Annotated in this window: 20 protein-coding genes; 13 read left to right on the top strand and 7 right to left on the bottom strand. The window is 74.8% G+C overall.

The features are described 5' to 3' along the window. Positions 1–7: 7 nt before the first annotated feature. On the bottom strand, positions 8–1,003 hold the full coding sequence (locus tag ABD994_RS02410) for a helix-turn-helix transcriptional regulator (RefSeq protein WP_345410772.1): 996 nt from the start codon (positions 1,001–1,003) through the stop codon (positions 8–10). A 64-nt stretch (positions 1,004–1,067) separates the two neighbouring features. Between ABD994_RS02410 and ABD994_RS02415 the strand changes: the two genes are divergently transcribed. The 12 genes from ABD994_RS02415 (at position 1,068) to ABD994_RS02470 (ending at position 13,424) form a co-directional block, all read left to right on the top strand. Then, on the top strand, positions 1,068–1,967 hold the full coding sequence (locus ABD994_RS02415) for a DNA-3-methyladenine glycosylase family protein (protein WP_345410773.1): 900 nt from the start codon (positions 1,068–1,070) through the stop codon (positions 1,965–1,967). A 25-nt stretch (positions 1,968–1,992) separates the two neighbouring features. Continuing rightward, the gene (locus ABD994_RS02420) at positions 1,993–2,592 is read left to right on the top strand and encodes a TIGR03086 family metal-binding protein (RefSeq protein WP_345410774.1); all 600 of its coding nucleotides are present in this window, start codon (positions 1,993–1,995) and stop codon (positions 2,590–2,592) included. A gap of 60 nt (positions 2,593–2,652) precedes the next feature. Then, a complete protein-coding gene (locus tag ABD994_RS02425; protein ID WP_345410775.1) occupies positions 2,653–4,038 on the top strand; it encodes an MFS transporter in 1,386 nt (461 codons plus the stop codon). 130 nt (positions 4,039–4,168) lie between these two features. Continuing rightward, entirely contained in the window at positions 4,169–4,651 is a 483-nt protein-coding gene (locus ABD994_RS02430; protein WP_345410777.1) for a MarR family winged helix-turn-helix transcriptional regulator, read from the top strand. A gap of 154 nt (positions 4,652–4,805) precedes the next feature. Beyond that, positions 4,806–6,074: an FAD-dependent monooxygenase gene (locus ABD994_RS02435; RefSeq protein ID WP_345410778.1), complete on the top strand. Its 1,269-nt coding sequence runs from the start codon at positions 4,806–4,808 to the stop codon at positions 6,072–6,074. 41 nt (positions 6,075–6,115) lie between these two features. Continuing rightward, positions 6,116–7,516 carry an MFS transporter gene (locus tag ABD994_RS02440; RefSeq protein WP_345410779.1) on the top strand — a complete coding sequence of 467 codons (1,401 nt, stop codon included), beginning with the start codon at positions 6,116–6,118 and terminating at the stop codon, positions 7,514–7,516. 1 nt (position 7,517) lies between these two features. Then, positions 7,518–8,393: an FAD binding domain-containing protein gene (locus ABD994_RS02445; RefSeq protein ID WP_345410780.1), complete on the top strand. Its 876-nt coding sequence runs from the start codon at positions 7,518–7,520 to the stop codon at positions 8,391–8,393. Next, positions 8,390–10,768 carry a xanthine dehydrogenase family protein molybdopterin-binding subunit gene (locus tag ABD994_RS02450; RefSeq protein WP_345410782.1) on the top strand — a complete coding sequence of 793 codons (2,379 nt, stop codon included), beginning with the start codon at positions 8,390–8,392 and terminating at the stop codon, positions 10,766–10,768. Before ABD994_RS02445 ends, ABD994_RS02450 begins: the two co-directional genes overlap by 4 nt. Beyond that, positions 10,765–11,250 carry a (2Fe-2S)-binding protein gene (locus tag ABD994_RS02455; RefSeq protein ID WP_345410783.1) on the top strand — a complete coding sequence of 162 codons (486 nt, stop codon included), beginning with the start codon at positions 10,765–10,767 and terminating at the stop codon, positions 11,248–11,250. The genes ABD994_RS02450 and ABD994_RS02455 overlap by 4 nt, the downstream gene beginning before the upstream one ends. After that, complete coding sequence (locus tag ABD994_RS02460; protein ID WP_345410784.1) at positions 11,247–11,933, top strand: SRPBCC family protein; 687 nt, start codon at positions 11,247–11,249, stop codon at positions 11,931–11,933. Before ABD994_RS02455 ends, ABD994_RS02460 begins: the two co-directional genes overlap by 4 nt. Further along, complete coding sequence (locus tag ABD994_RS02465) at positions 11,923–12,573, top strand: isochorismatase family protein (RefSeq protein ID WP_345410786.1); 651 nt, start codon at positions 11,923–11,925, stop codon at positions 12,571–12,573. Before ABD994_RS02460 ends, ABD994_RS02465 begins: the two co-directional genes overlap by 11 nt. Beyond that, a complete protein-coding gene (locus ABD994_RS02470; RefSeq protein ID WP_345410787.1) occupies positions 12,570–13,424 on the top strand; it encodes an alpha/beta fold hydrolase in 855 nt (284 codons plus the stop codon). Before ABD994_RS02465 ends, ABD994_RS02470 begins: the two co-directional genes overlap by 4 nt. 65 nt (positions 13,425–13,489) lie before the next feature. Here ABD994_RS02470 and ABD994_RS02475 read toward each other — a convergent pair whose 3' ends face one another. Together ABD994_RS02475 and ABD994_RS02480 are read right to left on the bottom strand one after the other, a co-directional pair. Next, the gene (locus ABD994_RS02475) at positions 13,490–14,272 is read right to left on the bottom strand and encodes a maleate cis-trans isomerase family protein (protein WP_345410788.1); all 783 of its coding nucleotides are present in this window, start codon (positions 14,270–14,272) and stop codon (positions 13,490–13,492) included. Beyond that, on the bottom strand, positions 14,269–15,300 hold the full coding sequence (locus ABD994_RS02480; RefSeq protein ID WP_345410789.1) for a 2,5-dihydroxypyridine 5,6-dioxygenase NicX family protein: 1,032 nt from the start codon (positions 15,298–15,300) through the stop codon (positions 14,269–14,271). The genes ABD994_RS02475 and ABD994_RS02480 overlap by 4 nt, the downstream gene beginning before the upstream one ends. Before the next feature lie 111 nt (positions 15,301–15,411). Here ABD994_RS02480 and ABD994_RS02485 point away from each other — a divergent pair, with 111 nt between their 5' ends. After that, the gene (locus tag ABD994_RS02485; protein WP_345410790.1) at positions 15,412–16,488 is read left to right on the top strand and encodes an NYN domain-containing protein; all 1,077 of its coding nucleotides are present in this window, start codon (positions 15,412–15,414) and stop codon (positions 16,486–16,488) included. Between the two features lie 3 nt (positions 16,489–16,491). On the opposite strand, the gene ABD994_RS02490 is transcribed toward ABD994_RS02485, so the two are convergent. The 4 genes from ABD994_RS02490 to ABD994_RS02505 are packed head-to-tail and all read right to left on the bottom strand — an operon-like array spanning position 16,492 to position 19,473. Beyond that, positions 16,492–17,211: a mycothiol-dependent nitroreductase Rv2466c family protein gene (locus ABD994_RS02490; protein WP_345410791.1), complete on the bottom strand. Its 720-nt coding sequence runs from the start codon at positions 17,209–17,211 to the stop codon at positions 16,492–16,494. 17 nt (positions 17,212–17,228) lie between these two features. Next, the gene (locus ABD994_RS02495) at positions 17,229–17,855 is read right to left on the bottom strand and encodes a maleylpyruvate isomerase family mycothiol-dependent enzyme (protein ID WP_345410792.1); all 627 of its coding nucleotides are present in this window, start codon (positions 17,853–17,855) and stop codon (positions 17,229–17,231) included. Between the two features lie 40 nt (positions 17,856–17,895). Further along, positions 17,896–18,651 (bottom strand): hypothetical protein, encoded by a 756-nt coding sequence (locus ABD994_RS02500; protein WP_345410793.1) that lies wholly within the window; start codon positions 18,649–18,651, stop codon positions 17,896–17,898. A 33-nt stretch (positions 18,652–18,684) separates the two neighbouring features. Then, positions 18,685–19,473, bottom strand: coding sequence for an SDR family oxidoreductase (locus ABD994_RS02505; protein ID WP_345410794.1), 789 nt, complete (start codon positions 19,471–19,473; stop codon positions 18,685–18,687). Positions 19,474–19,480 lie beyond the last annotated feature (7 nt).

Consider the following 19,480-nt stretch of genomic DNA (forward strand, 5'->3'; position numbering starts at 1 on the left):
CGGAACCTTAATGGGGCCCGGACGAATCCCGCCCCCCGTACAGCGCCACGACGGCCCCGGCCGCCCGTGCCATCTCCGCGCGGAGCGCGGGTGGTTCGAGCACCTCGACGGCCTCCCCGTAGCCGAGCAGCCCGGCCCGCGCCGCGAGCAGCGACCGGAACGGTGCGACGAGGATCTCGCGGCCGTCGGGCGCGGTGCCCTCCTGCCGCCACGGGCCGGCCAGCACGGCCAGCGCCACCCGGCGCAGCGTGGGCGCCCACGCCGGGTCGACGAGCACGCGCGCCACGACCTCCTCGGTCGACGTCTGCAGGCGATCGCGCAGCTCCGCCCAGACCTCGGCGAGGTCGCGCTCGTCCGGGCGCCGGGCGGGCTGCCCGGTCGCCGCCACGTCGCGCACGCGGCTGACGCGGTACATCTTCGGCCGGCCGCGGTGGGCGGCGATGAGGTACCAGGTGCCCGCCTTGCTGACCAGGCCGTACGGGTCGACCGTGCGCCAGGTGGCGACGGCGGCGTCGCCGGTGGCGTAGCGGATGCGCACGCGCTCGTCGGCGACGAGCGCGGCGTCGAGCGCGGGCAGGGCGGGCAGGTCCTCGGGCGCGCGCCGCCAGCCCTGGTGCTCGACGAGCAGCCGGCGCCGGGCGCGGTCGACGCCCTCGCGGCGCGCGTCCGGCACGGCCGCGAGCAGCTTGCGCGACGCCGACGCCAGCGCCGTGCCCAGCGCCGTACCGCCTCCGGGCCCGTCCGCGGACGCCCCCAGCGCCACCAGCGCGCGCAGCTCGTCGTCGGTCATCCCCGTGACGTCGGTGCGGTAGCCCTCGACGAGGACGACCCCGCCGCGCCGGCCGCGCTCGCAGTACACCGGCACGCCGGCCGAGGACAGGGCCTCGACGTCGCGCTGCACGGTGCGCACGGAGACCTCGAGGCGCCGCGCGATCTCGGGCGCGGGCAGGCGGCCGTGGGTCTGCAGGAGCAGCAGCGTGGCGAGCAGGCGGTCCGAGCGCACGCGACGAAGAATGCCTCAGATACACGACAGCACGTGTCGTGTATCGGGTCGCATGCTCTCCCCCATGACCGCTCCGACCACGGGCACGGCCCACCGACTCACCCCACTCGGGCCCTTCGACCTCGAGCGCACCCGCGCGTTCGTCGGCCGGTGGGCCCCGATCACCCGCCACACCCCCACCCCCGAGGAGCCGCTCCGCCTCACCGCCCCCCTCGACGGCGACCACCGTCCCGTCGCCTTCGCCCTGCGCCAGGCCACGCCGGACGGGCCGGTGGAGGTCGAGGTCGCCGGCGCCGACGGCGCCGAGCACGTCGCGCTCGCCCAGGTCACGCGCATGCTCTCGCTCGACCACGACGCCCGCGACTACCCCGACGTGGGCCGGCGGCTCCCGGCGATCGGGCGGCTGATGGCCGGGCAGCCCGGCCTGCGCCCGACGCTGTTCGGCGGGCCGTACGAGGCCGCCGCCTGGGCCGTCGTCTCCGCGCGGATCGGCGAGCGCCAGGCCGGCACCGTGTTCCGGCGCCTCGCCGCCGCCCACGGCGAGGTGCTCACCGTCGCCGGCGCCGAGATCACGACCTTCCCGCGCCCCGAGGCCCTGCGCGACCTCCGGGAGCTGCCCGGGCTCCCGGCCGAGAAGGTCCGCCGACTGCACGGCGTCGCCGAGGCCGCGCTCGCGGGCGAGCTCGACGTCGAGCGGCTGCGCGCGCTCGGGCCCGCGGGCGCCCGCGCCGCCGTCAAGCGCATCCGCGGCATCGGCGACTTCTACGCCTCGCTCGTGTGGCTGCGCGCGTGCGGCGTGGTCGACGAGTGGCCCGAGAACGAGCCTCGCTGCCGCGCCGCCCTCGCGCGCCTCCACGACCGCCACCCCGACGACCCGCTCGACGACCTCGTCGAGCAGCTCCGCCCCTACCGCACCTGGGTCGCGCTGCTGCTGCGCGTGGCACGCCCCGACGACAACAGCTGACCGTCCCCCGAGGAGGAGACACACGATGACCGCCCCCGACCCCCGCCCCCTGCTGACCCGCGCGCTCGACCAGATCGGCACGCTCATCGCCGGCACCGCGCCCGAGCACCTCGACCGCCCGACGCCGTGCGACGGCTGGGACGTGCGCGCCCTGCTCGGCCACCTCGTCGGCGTCCACCGCCGCATCGCCCACGTCGGCGCCGGCGGCCACTTCTCCGACGTCCCGGCCGACCCGGCCGCCGGCGTCGTCGACGACCCGGCGACCGCGCTCGCCGCCGCCCGCGCCGACATCGACCGCGTGTGGGGCCTCGACGGGCGCGACGACACCGTGCTCGACCGCGAGCTCACCGTGCCCTGGGGCACGATGCCCGGCCGCTTCGTCGGCTTCGGCTACGTCCAGGAGCTCACCGTCCACGCCTGGGACCTCGCCGCGGCCACCGACCGCACCGGCGAGCTCGACGAGGATCTCGCGGCCGCGACCGAGGAGACGTCGCACCGGATGGTGCCGGCGGAGCCGCGCGGCGGGCCGATCCCGTTCGGCCCACCGGTGCCGGTGGCGGACGGCGCCGCGCCGTACACCCGCCTCGTCGCGTGGCTGGGCCGCGAGCCACGCCTCGCTGTCTGATTATCAGACAATCCGGTCAGTCGCCTGGCGTGAACAGCGCGTGAAGGCGACGATCCGCGGATGGCGCTGTCGACGGGGGCGGTGGAGCCCACGAGCCCGGCCGGAGCGATCCTCGAGCGACTGCCGGTGAGCGGGTGGCACCGCCGGTTGGTCGTCCTGGTCGGGATCGGCACGTTCTTCGACCTCTACGAGGTCTTCCTCGGCGGGGTGCTCGCCCCGATCCTGGCGAAGGAGTTCGCCCTGGGGTCGGCGGGCAAGGCCGCGGTCGTGGCCAGCGGCTTCCTGGGCATGTTCGTCGGCGCCAACGTGCTGTCGGTGCTCGCCGACCGCCTCGGGCGCCGCCGGGTGTTCCTGCTCAACCTGCTGACCTACTCGCTGTTCTCGGTGGCCGCGGCGTTCTCCCCGGACATCGGCTGGTTCCTCGTGCTGCGCTTCCTCGCGGGGATCGGGCTCGGCGCCGAGCTCGTGCTGGTGGACACCTACCTCGCCGAGTTCCTGCCGTCGCGCTCCCGCGGGCGGTACACCGCGTGGGCCTACACCGTCGGCTTCCTCGGTGTCCCGGTCGCCGCCCTGCTGGGCGGCAAGCTCGTCGCCGCCCAGCAGATCGGCGGCATCGACGGCTGGCGGTGGCTGCTGCTCGCGGGCGGGCTCGGCGCGGTGTTCGTGCTCCTGCTGCGGCGGCTGCTGCCCGAGTCGCCGCGCTGGCTGGAGTCGCAGGGACGCGACGACGAGGCGGTGGAGGTGGCCCGCGGGGTCGCCGCGCGGGTGGGCCACCCCGTCGACCCGGCCGACGTGCCGGCGCCGCCGCCCGCGGCGGCCCGCTCGGCGCCCCGCTCGACGGCGTCGGTGCTGCGCACGGCGCTGACGGGCCGCTACCGCACCCGCATGATCATGCTGCTGATCTTCCAGGTGCTGCAGACCGTCGCGTACTACGGCTTCGGCACGCTGGCGCCGCTGGTGCTGGTGGCCAAGGGCTTCGACATCACCGAGTCGCTCGGCTACGCGGCCCTGACCTTCGCCGGCTACCCGATCGGCTCGCTGATCTCGGTGCCGCTGGTCGAGCGCTTCGAGCGCAAGTGGCTGATCGTCGGGTCGGCGATCGCGATCGGCGTGCTGGGCATCGTCTTCGCGGCCGCGGCGACGCCCTGGCTCATCGTCCTCGCGGGGTTCCTGCTGACCTCGGCGAGCAACGTGTTCTCCAACGCGTTCCACATCTACCAGGCCGAGATCTTCCCGACGGCGATCCGCTCGACCGCCAGCGGCGTGGCCTACTCGCTGTCCCGCGCGACGTCGGTCGTCATGCCCTTCATCGCCGTCCCGCTGCTGGCCACCGCGGGCCCGGTCGCCGTCTTCGGCGGCGCCGCGTTCCTCATCCTGCTGCTCTGCCTCGACGTGGGCATCCTCGGGCCGCGCAGCACCGGCCTCGCGCTGGAAGAGGTCGACTGATCGGACGCGTCCCGCCGCGACCCGGAGTTCGTTCCGGGCACGTATCATCTCGGTGACGGGCAGTGACCCCACGGGGCCACGCGCGGGGGACGACGGACGGGGTGGCGTGGTGGCGGCGAGGTCGGGAGCAGTGCCGGCGGGCCCACGGCGCCGGGAGCGCCTGACCCCGCCCGCGGACCTGGTCGCGGCCCCCGGCTACGGGGCGCGCCGGGTGTACCAGGCCTACCTCGCGGCGTGGAACCGCCACGTCGACGCCGTGCTGACCGGCCCGCAGTTCGCCGTGCTGTCCGCCGTGCGCGCGTACCCGGACGCCGACCAGACGGCGCTGGCGAGCGCGGTCGCCCTGGACACGTCGACCATGGCCGACGTCTGCCGGCGCATGGAGCGCCGCGGCCTCATCGCCCGCCACGAGTCGCCGCACGACGCGCGGGCCAAGGTCCTCACGCTCACCGACGAGGGCGCCGCGGCGCTGGCCGAGACCAACCGCCGCGCCCGGGCCCTCGACGAGGCACTGCTCGCCGGCTGCCCCGCCGACCAGCGCCCCCACCTGGCCGCGCTGCTCAACGACCTCGGACGCCAGTGGGAGGACGTCGCGGAGCGCGACGACCTCTAGCCCGCCACGCGACCAGGACGCTCCTCCGGACGGTCCAGTACCGCGCCGTCGATCTGTCACGGCCACGTTTCGGGACGTGCTCGGGTATTGCGTCCTCGGATAGTACGTGCTCGGATTTACCGCACACCGAGCACACACCCGGGAGGGCGGTCCGATGGCGAGCCAGTCGTTCGAGGTCACCATCGTCGGCGGAGGGCTGGGCGGGCTCTGCGCCGCGCTCTCGCTGCGCCAGCGAGGCCTGCACGTCACCGTCGTCGAGGCCGCGCCGGAGCTCGGCGAGATCGGCGCCGGCATCCAGACCGCGCCCAACGCGAGCCGGATCCTCATCGGTCTGGGGCTGCGCGCCCGGCTCGAGGCGATCCGCACCCAGCCCGAGGACCAGGTCCGCCGCCGCTGGGCCGACGGCAGCATCATCGCCCAGCTCCCCCTGGGTCAGCGGGTCATCGACCAGTACGGCGCCCCGTACTGGCACTACCACCGCGCCGACCTGCACCGCGTCCTGCTCGACGCCTGCACCGACCCCGACGTCCCTGGTCCCGTGGTCCGCCTGGCCACCGGTGCCAAGGTCGTCGAGCTCGACCGCACCGACCCGCGGCGGCCCGCGGCGATCAGCGAGGACGGCCGCCGGTTCGACGGCGACGTGCTCGTCGGCGCCGACGGCATCCGCTCGGCGGTGCGCGACCTCGCCGGGTTCGACGACACCCTCGTGTTCTCCGGCGAGATGGCCTACCGGGCGCTGATCCCCGGCGAGCTCGTCGCCGCCGACCCGGCCACCCGCTTCCTCATGGATCGCTACCACTCGACCATCTGGTACGGCCCGGACAAGCACCTCGTGCACTACGTCATCCGCGGCGGCCAGTACCTCAACGTCGTCGCGATCGTGCCGTGCTCCGAGACCATCGCCGCCGACTGGAGCGGCCCGGCGACCCCCGAGCAGCTCGCCGCGGACTTCGCCGACTGGGACGACCGCGTCCCCACGGTGCTGTCCAAGGCCAAGCCCGAGGACGTGTCGCTGTGGGCGATGTACCGCCGCCGCCGCGACCCGGTGTGGATCGACGGCCGCGTCGCCCTGCTCGGCGACGCGTGCCACGCGATGCTGCCCTACCAGGCCCAGGGCGCCTCCCAGTCGATGGAGGACGCCGCCGTGCTCGCCGAGGAGCTCGGCCGCGTGACCCGCGACGGCATCGACGGCGCGCTCGTGCGCTACGTCGACCGCCGGGCCAAGCACGCCGGGATGGTGCAGGACGCGTCGCTGCAGAACATGGCCTTCTACCACCTGCCCGACGGCCCCGAGCAGCGCGAGCGCGACGAGAAGCTGCGCCGCTTCGACGGCGAGTCCGACGTCTCCTACGACTGGCTGTGGCACGGCAGCCCGTTGCAGGACCACGACACCGAGTCCATCCACTACCAGTTCGCCCGCTGACGCGCGGACCACGAACACCGACCACGCGAAACGGGAGCGGCATGCGCACCGGAGACCAGATCGTCCAGGACCTGCCCTGGCGCTGGGGCGTCCAGGGGAAGATCTTCCTCATCGGCGGCCTCGGCTACATGTTCGACGCCTGGGACGTCGCCCTCAACGGGTTCCTCACCCCGCTCGTCGGCACCGAGTTCGGGCTGACCCCGGGCCAGAAGGGCCTGGTCGCCACCGCCAACCTCATCGGCATGGCCGTCGGCGCGGTCGCCTGGGGCACCGTCGCCGACCGCATCGGGCGCAAGAAGGCCTTCAGCATCACCCTGCTGGTCTTCGCGCTGTTCTCGGTGCTCGGGGCGCTCTCGCCCAGCATCGGCTGGTTCCTGCTGCTGCGCTTCCTCGCCGGCGTCGGCCTCGGCGGCTGCATCCCGGTCGACTACGCGATCGTCAGCGAGTTCTCGCCGCGGCGCTCCCGCGGCCGGGTGCTCGCCGCGATGGACGGGTGGTGGCCGATCGGCGCCACCCTGGCCGGCGTCTCCGCCACGCTGCTGGTCCCGGTGACCGGCAACTGGCGCTGGATGCTCGTGCTGATGATCCTGCCGGCGCTGCTGCTGTTCTGGGTCCGCCGCGGGGTGCCCGAGTCGCCGCTGTACCTGTCCCGCAAGGGCCGCGAGACCGAGGCACGCGCCGTCATCGACGACATGGTGGCCCGCACCGGCGCCACGCCCGAGCCCTACGCCATCCCCGCACCGGTGGTCGAGGACACCCGCGGCGGCGCGTGGGCCGCGGCCGTCGACCAGCTGCGCCGCGTCTGGGCCTTCAACCCGCGGGTCACCGGCGTCGCCTGGTCGCTGTTCATCGCGGTCATGCTCGTCTACTACGCCGCCCTGAGCTGGATGCCGTCGATCCTCAAGGCCCAGGGCTTCGGCGAGATCGCGGCCTTCGCCTCGACCACGCTCATGAACGCCCTCGGCATCGTCGGCGTCGCGCTGTCGGTGCTGGTCGTCGACCGGTTCGGCCGCAAGCGGGTCATCGCGATCGCCGGTCCGGTGGCCGCCGCGACCCTCGTGCTGTTCTCCCTGCTGCTCGGCTCGCCCACCGCGGCCGTCGTGGCCATCGGGGCGTTCGGCCTGTTCGCCCTGGTCGTCATCCCGGTCATGTACGCCTACGTCTCCGAGCTCTACCCCACCGAGCTGCGCGCCTCGGGCTTCGGCTGGGCGTCGTCGTCGAGCCGCGCGATCACCGGGTTCGCCCCGCTGCTGTTCGGCAGCGTCCTGTGGCCCGTCCTCGGCCTGCCGCTGACGTTCACGCTGCTCGGCGTGCTCGTCGTCGCCGCGGTGGTCTTCATGTGGGTGGGCGCCCCGGAGACCGCGGGCCGCGAGCTCGACCGCATCACCACCGACGTGCCGGACGCTCCCGCCGAGAGCGACGTCGAGCGGGCGCAGGCCTGACGTGAAGCCCGCCGCGTTCAGCTACCACCGCGCGCACGACGTCGCCGACGCCGTCGGGCTGCTGACCGAGCTGGCCGCGGCGGGCGGGGACCCCAAGGTCATCGCCGGCGGGCAGAGCCTGATGCCGATGATGACCTTCCGGCTCGCCCGCCCGTCGGCGCTGGTGGACCTCGGCCCGCTGCGGCGGGTGCCGTCGATGGCGGCGATCAGCTCGGACGGGGACCAGCTCACCCTCGGCGCCCTGGTCACCCACCACGCCGTCGAGACGGCAGCGCTGCCGGACGGGTTCGGGGTGCTCTCCCGCGCGATGCGCTGGGTGGGGCACCTGCCGATCCGCAGCCGCGGCACCGTCGCCGGCAGCCTCGTGCACGGCGACGCGACCGCGGAGTGGTGCCTGCTCGCGCTGCTCCTCGACGCGGTCGTCGTGACCGAGGGCCCCGGCGGGCGCCGCGAGATCCCCGCGGCGGAGATGTTCCACGGCTTCTACGCCACGGCGGTGGAGCCCGACGAGGTCGTCGTCGCGGTGCGGTTCACCCGGCCCGCCCCGCACGCGGCGCTCGCCGAGTTCGCCCGCCGGCACGGCGACTTCGCGATCGTGGACGCCGCGGTGGCGCTCGACGTCGCGGGCGACACGGTGACCGGCGGGCGGGTCGTCCTCGGCGGCGCCGCGCCCGCACCGGTACGGGTCGCCGAGGCCGAGGCGGTGCTCGCGCGCGGCGGCCCGGCCGGGGACGCGCTGTTCGCCGAGGTCGCCGCCGCGGCGGCCGCGGCGATCGACCCGCCGGACGACGCGCAGACCACCGCCGCCTACCGCCGGCGCCTGACCCGCACCCTCGTCGCCGACGCCTGCCGCGAGGCCGCGGGAGGGGCACGGTGACCGCCACCGAGCCGTCCACGGCCGGTCCCCGGTTCGACGGGCGCCGGGGCCGCTGGGTCGGTGCCTCGGTGCCGCGCCACGAGGACCCGCGCCTGCTCACCGGCCGCGGGCGCTTCGTCGACGACATCGCCCTGCCCGGGATGCTGCACGCGGGCTTCGTGCGCTCGACCGTCGCGCACGGGCACCTGACGCGGGTCGACCTCACCGCGGTACGCGCGGTCCCGGGCGTCGTCGCCGCGTACGACGCCGCGGACCTCGCCCTCGGTGACGTCGTGGCCCTGCTCGACCGGCCCGCCGAGGAGTTCACGCCGACGGCGATGCCGGTGCTGGCGCGCGGGAAGGTCCGCTTCGTCGGCGAGCCGGTGGCGATCGTGATCGCCCGCGACCCCTACGCCGTGGAGGACGGGATCGAGGCCGCCGTGGTCGAGATCGACGCCCTCGACGCGGTGGTCGACGAGGAGACCGCGCTGCGGGCGTCGGCGACGGTCCACGACGAGGCCCCGGACAACGTCCTGCTCGACGTGTCGATGTTCGACACCCCGGGCGTGGACGCGGCGTTCGCGGACGCGGCGCTGACGGTCGAGGTCACGACGCGCAGCGGGCGCCAGAACGCCCTGCCGCTGGAGACCCGCGGCGCGGTGGCGTCGTGGGACGCCCGGGACGACCAGCTGCTGGTGCAGACCTGTAGCCAGGTGCCGCACCAGGTCCGGACGCTGGTCGCGCGCTGCCTGGACGTCCCGGAGCGCACGGTGCGGGTCACCGTCCCGGACATGGGCGGCGGCTTCGGGCAGAAGTGCGTCGTCGGCCGCGAGGAGATCGCCGTCGCCGCGGTGGCGCGCCGGCTGCACCGCCCCGTCAAGTGGATCGAGGACCGGCGCGAGGCGCTGACCGCCGGGTTCCTGGCCCGCGAGCAGCGCTACCGCACGCGCGCGGCGTTCGACGCGGACGGCCGCATCACGGCGCTCGACGTCGACGTCGTCTGCGACATGGGCGCCTACTCCTGCTACCCCTTCACCGCGGGCATCGAGCCGCTGATGGCGTCGGCGGAGTTGCCCAGCGTGTACCGCGTCCCCGCCTACCGCGTGCGCGGGCGGGCGCTGACCAGCAACAAGGCCCCGACCGCCCCCTACCGCGGGGTCAGCCGCCCGCAGTACGTCGTGGCGATCGAGCGCGTCATGGAACGCGCCGCGCGGGAGCTCGGCCTGGACCCGGTGGAGATCCGGCGCCGCAACGTCGTCACCGAGTTCCCCTACACCGGCGTCAACGCCGTCACCTACGACCCGGGGACCTACCGCGAGTCGCTCGACCTCGCCGAGGCGACGATCCGCGACGAGGGCTGGTACGACGTCCGCGACGCCGGCGACCGCCACGTCGGCATCGGCTACTGCTGCTTCTCCGAGCGCACCGGCTACGGCTCGGAGGCGTTCGCCAAGCGCCGCATGACCGTGGTCCCCGGATTCGACCTCTCCGAGATCCGCATGGACACCACCGGCGCGGTGGTGGTCACCAGCGGGACGATGAACCACGGCCAGTCCCACGAGACGACGTTCGCGCAGATCGTCGCCGACCGGCTCGGCATCGACCCGGGTCGGGTCAAGCTGCGCCAGGGCGACACCGAGCGCATCGCCTACGGCTGGGGGACGTTCGCGTCCCGGTCGGTGACGATCGGCGGCTCGGCGGTCGCGCTGGCCGCCGAGCGGCTCGGCGAGCGCCTGCGCCACATCGCCGCGCACCTGCTCGACACCCGCCCCGAGAACGTCGATCTCGACGGGGACGGCGGGGTGGTGGTGCTCGACGACCCGGCGCGACGGCTGAGCTACGAGGACATCGCCGACGTCGCCTACCTGCGCAGCCACCTGCTGCCCAAGGACGTCGAGCCGGCGCTGACCGCGACGGCGAGCTTCGACGTCCCCGGCGACGGCACGTTCTCCAACGCGACCCACGCCGTCGTCGTCGAGGCCGACCCGGGCACCGGCGCCATCCGCATCCTGCGCTACGTGTGCGTCGAGGACTGCGGGGTCGTCATCCACCCGCAGGTGGTCGACGGCCAGTGCCGCGGCGGGATCGCGCAGGGCATCGCCGGGGCGCTGTTCGAGGAGGTCACCTACGACGCGCACGGCGAGCCGTCGGCCGCGTCCTTCATCGACTACCTCGTGCCGACGGCCACCGAGATCCCCCACGTGTCGATCACGCACCTCGAGACGCCGTGCGCGTTCACCGAGAACGGGGCGAAGGGCGCCGGCGAGGGCGGCACGATCGGCGCGCCCGCCGCCGTCCTCAACGCCGTCAACGACGCCCTGCGCCACACCGGCGTCGAGCTGGACACCACCCCGATCCATCCCCGCACGGTGCTGGACGCCCTGGAGGGTCCGTGAACGATCCGCATCTGCTGACCCTGACCGTCAACGACACCGAGCACGAGGTCGTCGTCGAGCCGCGGCGCACGCTCGCCGACGTCGTGCGCCACGACCTGCGCCTCACCGGCACGCACGTCGGCTGCGAGCACGGGGTGTGCGGGGCGTGCACCGTCCTGCTCGACGGCGCCCCGGTACGCGCCTGCCTGGTGTTCGCCGTGCAGGCCGAGGGCGCCGACGTGCGCACGGTCGAGTCGCTCGACCACGACGGCGCGCTGTCGGACCTGCAGCAGGCGTTCAGCGACCACCACGGGCTGCAGTGCGGCTTCTGCACCCCGGGCTTCCTCATGCTCGCCGAGGGTGTGCTGGGCGAGCAGCCCGACGCGTCGCGCGAGGACCTCCGCGAGGCGCTCTCGGCGAACCTCTGCCGGTGCACCGGCTACCAGACCATCGTCGACGCGGTGCACGCAACGGCGTGCTCGAGGCGGGAGGCCCGCGCGTGATCCTGGACAACCACCTCGACGTCCCGGCGGCGCCGGACGACCTGTTCGCGCTGCTGAACGACGTGGAGCGCGTCGCGGGCTGCCTGCCCGGCGCGGCTCTGGAGGGTCGCGACGGCGAGGCCTACCGCGGTCGCGTGAAGGTCAAGGTCGGCCCGATCAGCGCCGCCTACGCCGGCACGCTGCGGTTCACCGAGGTCGTCCCGGAGAAGCGGATGCTGCGGCTGTCGGCCCGGGCGTCGGACGCCCACGGCGCCGGCGACGCCGAGGCCGACGTCGTGCTCACGGTGTCCGAGACCGTCGAGGGCTCGACGCTCGACCTGCACACCGACCTGCTGGTCCGGGGCAAGATCGCCCAGTTCGGCAAGGGCGCGATCACGACGGTCTCGGGCCGCCTGCTCGACCAGTTCGCCCGCAACCTCGCCGGCGAGCTCGCCGGCGGGTCGGGCACCTCCGGTGCGAGCAACGCGGCATTGCTGGCGTCTGGTGCCAGGATCGCCACATCCTCGGTGCGCGACACGCCGGCGGAGGACCCGGTCGACGGCCTCGCCATGCTGCTGCCGTCCGGTGCCGGGCGCTGGGCCGCCCTCGCCGGCGCGGCGGCGGTCGGCGTCGTCCAGGGCTACCTGCTCGGACGCCTGCGCGGGCAGAAGGAGCTCATCCGGGAGTTGCGCCGTGCCCGCTGACACCGACGCCGTCTACGCCCGCGCCGGGTTCGGCGCCGCCGTGCCCTGCGGGACGCGGCCCGCGCTGGTGGTCGTCGACCTCACGCGCGGCTTCACCGAGCCCGCGTTCCCGTCGGGCTCGGACCTGACCGCCGAGGTCGAGGCCACCAACCGTCTCGTCGAGGCCGCCCGCCGCGGCGGCGCGCCGGTCGTCTGGACCGTGATCAGCTACACCCCCGCCGAGGCCGACGGCGACGTCGTCGCCTGGCTGCGCAAGGCGCCCGGCATGCGCGCCCTGCGTGAGGGCAGCGACGCCGTCGCCCTCGACCCGCGCCTCGACCACCGCCCCGGGGACCCCGTCGTCACCAAGAAGGGCGCGTCGGCGTTCCACGGCTCGCCGCTCGCCACGCTGCTGGCGAGCCTGCACGTCGACACCGCCGTCGTCTGCGGCGCCACGACCTCCGGCTGCGTCCGGGCCACCGCCGTCGACGCCGTCCAGTCCGGCATGGACACGCTCGTCGTCGCCGACGCCTGCGGTGACCGCGCGCGGGCCCCGCACGATGCGGCACTGTTCGACCTGCAGGCGAAGTACGCCGATGTCGTCGCCCTCGACGACGCCGTCGCCTACCTCGACGACCCCTTCCGGAAGGCCGACCGGTGACCGAACCCGCGAGCCAGCGCATCCTGTCCCAGCCGGCGCTCGCCGACCTGGGCGAGGTGCCGGCCGACAGCCGCTGGATCCGCTCCCGCGGCCCGATGCTGCACCTGCTCGACTACGGCCCGGAGGGCCGCCCGCCCCTGGTCGTGGTCCCCGGCATCACGAGCCCGGCGATCAGCATGGACTTCGTGGTGCGCGGGCTCACCGACCTCGTGCGCCCGGTCGTCCTCGACGTCCGCGGGCGCGGCCTGTCCGACAACGGGGACGCCTACGACCTCGACACCTACGCCCGCGACGTCGAGGCCGTAGTGCGCGGGCTGCGCCTGGAGCGCCCGATCCTGCTCGGCCACTCGATGGGCGCGCGCGTCGTCGCCGCCACCGCGGCGGCCGGCCGGGTCGGTGTGCGCGGCTCGGTCCTCGTCGACCCGCCGATGAGCGGCCCCGGTCGCGGCCCGTACCCGACGACCCTCGAGGCCTTCCTCGGCCAGCTCGACCAGGCCCGCCGCGGGACGACCGCCGACGAGGTCGCCGCGTCCTGGCCCCGCTGGCCGCGCCGCGAGCAGGAGCTGCGCGCCCGGTGGATGGGCTCCATCTCGCGCGACGCGATCGTCGCGACGCACGCGGGCTTCGAGTGCGAGGACTTCTTCGCCGTCTGGCCGCACGTCCCCGCCCCGACCGTGCTGATCCACGGCGGCGACAGCCCGGTCGTCACCGCGGCCGGGGCGGAGGAGGCCGCGAAGGCGAACCCCGAGGCGTCGGTCGTCGAGGTCCCGGGCACGGGCCACATGGTCTTCTGGGACGACCCCGCCGCCGCCCTCGCCACCACCCGCGACGCCCTGCGCGCCCTGATCTGACCGGAGGGCCCCCTCGCTCGATCTACTCGAGCGAGGGGGCCCTTCGGTCACAGAGCGGCGGCGACTCAGGCCACGCGCGTGAGCGCTCCCGGGTCGACGCGGGTGCCGTCGAGCAGCGCGCCGGCGCCGGGCACGCGGGTCTCCAGCCCCAGCGACGACAGGATGCGGAACGTCGTCGCCGTGGCCGCGGAGAGCACCGGGATGCCGACCTCGTCCTGCACCGGCTCGATCGACGGCAGCGACGGCATCTGCACGCACGCCGAGAGCACGAGGGCGTCGGCGCCCGACACGTCCACCTTCCGGTGGTGCTCGCGCAGGTCCGCGGGGTCGAGGCGGGCCACGGCGAGGTTGTCGGGCACCTCGAGCGACAGGGAGTCCACGACCTCGACGCCGGCGTCCTCCAGGTACGCGACGACGGCGGCCGTCAGCGGCTTCATGTAGGGCGTCACGATCGCAACGCGCCTCGCCCCCAGCGCGGCGATGCCCGACAGGAGGGCGCCCGCGGACGAGATCACCGGTGCCTCGGCGCCCTCGGCGCGCAGCGCGGCCGTGATGTCGTCCTCGGCGGTGCAGTGGAACCCCGGCCCCTGGGCCATGATCGCCACCAGGCAGGCGGTGGCGACGACGTCCGGGCGGGCGTCGGCGAGCTCGGTGGCGGCGCGGGCCGCCTGCTCGTTCATGGCCTTGAGCTGCTCGGGCGTCACGTGCTGCATGCGCGCGCGGGCGGCGTGGAAGACGAACCGGTCGTCCGGGAGGACCTGCTCGCGCGCGGCCAGCATCCGCGGCAGCTCGGTCTCCATGGTGAGGTTGGAGCTCGGGACGATCATCCCGATGTGGTGATCGGTCACCGCGTCGCCACCGGCTTCATCTCGGGGATGGTCAGCTCACCCTGGTCGACCACGAGCTCGTCGTCCAGGTACAGCGAGTTGCCGCGCATGGGGATGTCGAAGTGGCACGGGGTGTCGTTCGGGCCGCCGAGCTCGTTGTTCGGGCCGATCGAGAACATGACGTTGCCGTAGAAGCTGCGCAGCTCCATGCCCATGCCGCCCGGGAACTGGGTGAGGCCGTGCCAGTGCGCGCGCTCGTCGAGACCCCAGCCGACGTGGCTCATGCCGTAGCCGCGGGGGTCGTCGAAGCTCCGGATGTACGACGACAGCAGCTCGGCGTCGAGACCGCCGCGGATGTCGCGGATGAACCCCTGCTCGATCCGGAGCGTCACCGGCGTCTGGACGTAGGTGTTGAACGGCAACAGCACGTCGCCGGGCGAGAGCACGATCTGCCCGTCGACGCCGTCGTCGGCACCGCCGGTGAACACGAACGCCGCCGGCCAGTGGTCCCAGCGGCCGGGGGTGTCGGTGTAGCCGTACTCGCTCATCGTCGGGTAGACGCCGAGGCGGTAGGTGACGTCGGTGCCCGCCGGGCTGGTGATACGCATCGTCTGCGCCTTGGCCAGCAGGTCGGCGCCGTACTCGACGCGCTCACGCAGCTCGGTGGTCGGCATGAGGCGGGCGAGCAGCTCGGGCGGTTCGACCGCGGTGAGGATGCGGGTGCCGGCGTCCTGGATCGCGAACTGCTCGGGCGAGAACAGCAGGAACGTGCAGTCGACGAGCATGTCGACCGACTTCAGCGCCTCGACGGCCAGCGGGATGTCCCCGAGCCCCGAGTCGCCCACGGCCCAGGCCCCCGACGCGCTCGCGGGCGGCGGCAGGCGCAGGTGGAAGGTGGACGCCCCGAGCTGCTGGGCGGCCCACAGGAACGCGTCGGCGTACTCGCCGCGCTCCGCGCCGCGGGTCAGCACGGCGACGGTCTCGCCCTCGTGCACCCCGGAGAGCTGCAGCTGCTGCCGGCAGATGTCGTTGAACAGGTTCTGGTCCATCGGTCGACCACCTCCGACCTCAATCCGAGCACGTACTATCCGAGCACGCAAGGTCTGCAACGCAATCGTCACCGCGGCTGGTCCGCACAGCCCAGGGCCTACGCTGCCCCGGTGGCTCCGGAGGACGAACGCATCGCCCTGTTCCTCGACTACGAGAACCTCGCGATCGGGGCGCGCGACGGGCTCGGGGTGTCGCCGTTCGACTTCGGGCCGGTCGCCGACGCGCTGGCCGAGCGGGGCCGGGTGGTGACGCGGCGGGCGTACGGCGACTGGTCGGCGTTCGACGAGGACCGCCGCCTGCTCGCCCGCGCCCAGGTCGAGCTGATCGAGATCCCGCAGCGCATCGGCGGCTCCCGCAAGAACGCGGCCGACATCAAGATGGCGGTCGACGCGATCGAGCTCGCCTACGAGCGCGGCTTCGTCACCACGTTCGCCATCGGCACCGGCGACTCCGACTTCACCCCGCTGATGCACAAGCTGCGCGAGATGGACAAGCGCGTCATCGGCATCGGCGTGCAGTCGTCGACGTCGAAGCTGCTGCCCGCGGCGTGCGACGAGTTCCTCTTCTACGACCGCCTGCCCGGGGTCGAGGGGCGCCCGGTACCGGCGCGGCCGTCCCGCCGCCGCTCGAGCCCCCCGGCCGTCGCCCCCGAGCCCGTGGAGCCGGAGCCCGAGGTCGAGGACCCCGGCCCCGCGACGTCCGATCCCGACCTCGCCGCCGTCGTCACCAGCACCCTCTCGGGCCTGGCCCGCGCCACCGACGGGCCGGTCCGGGCCTCGACGCTGAAGCGCGCGATCCTGCGCAAGGACCCCACGTTCGACGAGGGCGACCACGGCTTCCGCGGGTTCGGTGAGCTGCTGCGCCACCTCGAGCACCGCGGCGTCCTCACCCTCGCCCCCGGCACGGCCGCCGGCGACCCCGAGGTGGCGTTCCCCGAGGACGCCTCGGCCGAGGACGAGGCGTTCGCCCTCTTCGCGACGACCGTGCGCGACCTGGAGGACCAGGCCGGCGCTCCGCCCCAGCTCTCGGGGCTCAAGGACCAGATGCGCAAGCGCGAGCCGGGGTTCTCGGAGAAGCGCTACGGGTTCTCCAACTTCCTGGCCTTCGCCCGCGCCGCCCGCGCCCGCGACCTCGTCACGATGGACTGGGACGACGGCCGCGGGGACTACCAGCTCTCGGTCTACTGAGGGTCAGCGGTGCTGGCGGCGGCTGCCGCCGTGCCAGTCCTCGGTGACGCCGACCTGGTCGGTGCCGACCCCGAACGAGGGCAGCTGGGGCTGCTCGCGCAGGCTGCGCTTGAGCTCGGCGAAGCCCGGGAAGCGGGCGAGCCCGACGGCGTGGTCCCACAGCTCACCGGCCTGCTCCTCGGTCGGCATCCGGCTGATCACCGGGCCGAAGAACGCGAGCCCGGCGGGCGGGTCGACCTGGATGATCGGCGTGCCGACGTCGCGGCCGGTCAGCGCGAGCGCCTCGTCGGTCTCGGCCTGCACGACCTCGTCCCAGGCGGTGTCGCCCGCCGCCGCGACGAGCTCGGCGGGCAGGCCGGCGCTCGCGAGCACCCGCTCCAGGAACGCGTCGCTGCCCTGCTCCTGCCGCGCCGCCGCGGTGTCGGGCACGGGCTCCCGCTCGAAGACGTGGTTCCCGAACGCCCACTGCAGCCGGTCGAGGGCCTCGACCCCGTGCTCCTTGCGGGTCCGCGCCGCGACGCGCAGCCCCCGCAGCCCCGCGAGGTGGCCCGCCTCGTACTCGGGTGGGAACTGCGCGTCGTAGTCCACGCCGGCGTTGACCAGCCGCAGCGAGATGAACCGCCACTCGATGGCGAGGTCGCGCTGCCCGGCGACGAGGCGCAGCCACTTGCTGGTCATCCAGCAGAAGGGGCAGATCGGGTCGAACCAGAGTCGGACGTCCACCCGACCGACCCTAGGCCTCAGCCGGCGACGCGGCGGGCGAACGTCGCGTGCCCCGGCCCCTCGAGCTCGTCCAGCGCGTCGGCGCGCCCGGCGGCGGCCATGAGCAGCGCCTCCCCCGGCCCGGTCACCTCGGGTCCGCTGCCCCGGCTCCAGTCGACGTCGGTGGCGACGAGACGCAGCCCGCGGATGCGCGACGACGCCCCGACGGGCGGGGCAACCATCGCGTAGTCGAGCACCTCGCGCAGCCGGTCGGCGGGGATCGTGCGCGGCAGGCCCAGCGGGCGGCGGATGTCCTGCTGGTGGATCGCGCCGTCGGTCAGCGCGATCCGGCCGCCGAACATCGCCGTCAGGCCGTGGGGCGTCTCGTAGCGGCGCACGAGCTCGACGAGGCCCGCGGGGCTGTGGTCGCGCAGGGCGTCGACGGCGCGCTGGTTGGCGCGGTCGGGCCGGAACCCCGACGCGGCCAGGTTCGCGGCGAACCCGCCGAGGCCCATCGCGTCGTAGCCGATCACGTGCGCGACGACGTCGCGCACCGCCCATCCGGCGCACAGCGTCGGGGCGTCCCACTGCTCGGGCGCGAGGCCCGCCAGGAGGTCGGCGAGCTCGGCGCGCTCCTCGCGGGCCATCGACCGGGTGTCCGCCACGGCCCGCAGCGTGGCACCGCGGAGCCCGTGCGGGAAGGCCTCAGCCCGCCGCGCGCCGGGGCGTCAGCGGCACGCCCGCGTGCCGGGGACCGGAGCGCGCTCCGGGGGCCGCCGTTCGGCGGGGCGCGACGGCCGCGAGCAGCCCGACGAACGCCTCGGGCCCGGTGTCGGCCGGCCAGCTGACCGTGCCCTCCGCCCGCCCTGCCAGCACCTCCGCGCGGGGCAGCGTCCAGATCCGGCCCACGTCGTCGACCCACCCGGCGCCGACGGCGACGAACGCGCCGGTCGTGGTGACCAGCTCCTCGACGCCCGGCCCGAGGACCCGGCGCTGCACCGCCGACGGCGGGCCGGCCGTCCCGGCGACGCCCCCGTGGATCGGGGCCACCCGCCCGTCGGCCGTCCACAGCGCCGCGTCGCGGCCGTCCCACCGCACGAGCGTGTCCCCGGCACCGCCGTCGAGGAGCTCGACCTCGACCGCCGGGCACGGCTCCCGTGGCTCCCGGCCGGCGAGCAGCACCAGCAGGCCGTCGTCGAGGGCACGGAGGCGGTCGACGTCGAGCGCCGTCACGAACCACTCGCCCCACGCCATCGCCACCGCGCCCACGGTGACCCCGAACGCGATCGCGGCGTACTCGGTCGTGAGGCACCACCACGCGACCGCCGCGATCGCGAGGACCAGCCACCCGGCGGCCGCCGCCCGCTTGCGTCGCACCCGGCGGCGCTCGGCCTCGAGCAGCCCGGGGACGACCGGGCGTACCAGCAGCCGGTCGAGCCACGGCCGGGTCAGCTCCGTCATGACAGTGACCCTAAGTCACCATCAAACCCCGCCCTACTCGGCCGAGCGAGTGACGGAGTCCTGGAGTCGGCGCATCCCGGCGAGCCAGCGCTCGTAGTCGTCGGCCTTGCGGCGGAAGAAGGTCAGCACCTCGGGGTGGGGCAGGATGAGGAACTCCTCGCGCGCGATGCCCGCGACGACCGCGTCGGCCACCGCCTCGGGGCTCAGCACCTCCCCCGCGGCGCGCACCGCGCCCGTTGCAGCGGCGGACATCCCGCCCTCGTCGGCTCCGGTGTCGAGCATCGCCGTCGCCACGCCCATCGGCGCGAGCGTGCTGACGCGGACGCCCCGGGCGCCGTAGGTCACCGAGAGCCACTCGGCGAAGGCGACCGCCGCGTGCTTGCTGACCGCGTAGGGCGCCGAGCCGATCTGGGTGAGCAGGCCCGCCGCCGACGCCGTCGCGACGAAGTAGCCCTCGCCGCGCTCGAGCCATCCGGGCAGGAGCACCTTCGCGGCCGCGATGTGGGCGCGGACGTTGACGTCGAGGACGGTGTCCCAGACGTCGTCGGGGGTGTCCACCGGGTCGGTGCCCGCGGCGACGCCCGCGTTGGCGAGGAAGACGTCGACGGGCCCGATCTCCCGCTCGACCTCGGCGACGAGGGCGGCGGTGGCGTCGGCGTCGGTGACGTCGAGGGGCCGGGCGAGCGCGGCGATCGGGGCGTCCGGGACCCCGACGTCGGTGGCGACGACCCGTGCCCCCGCCCCGGCCAGGGCCGTGACGAGCGCGCGGCCGATGCCGCCGCCGGCCCCGGTGACGACGGCGACGCGGTCGGTGAGCTCCATGGGCCGG

Origin of the sequence: Actinomycetospora chlora, from assembly GCF_039542135.1 — a bacterium.
Classification (GTDB): domain Bacteria; phylum Actinomycetota; class Actinomycetes; order Mycobacteriales; family Pseudonocardiaceae; genus Actinomycetospora; species Actinomycetospora chlora.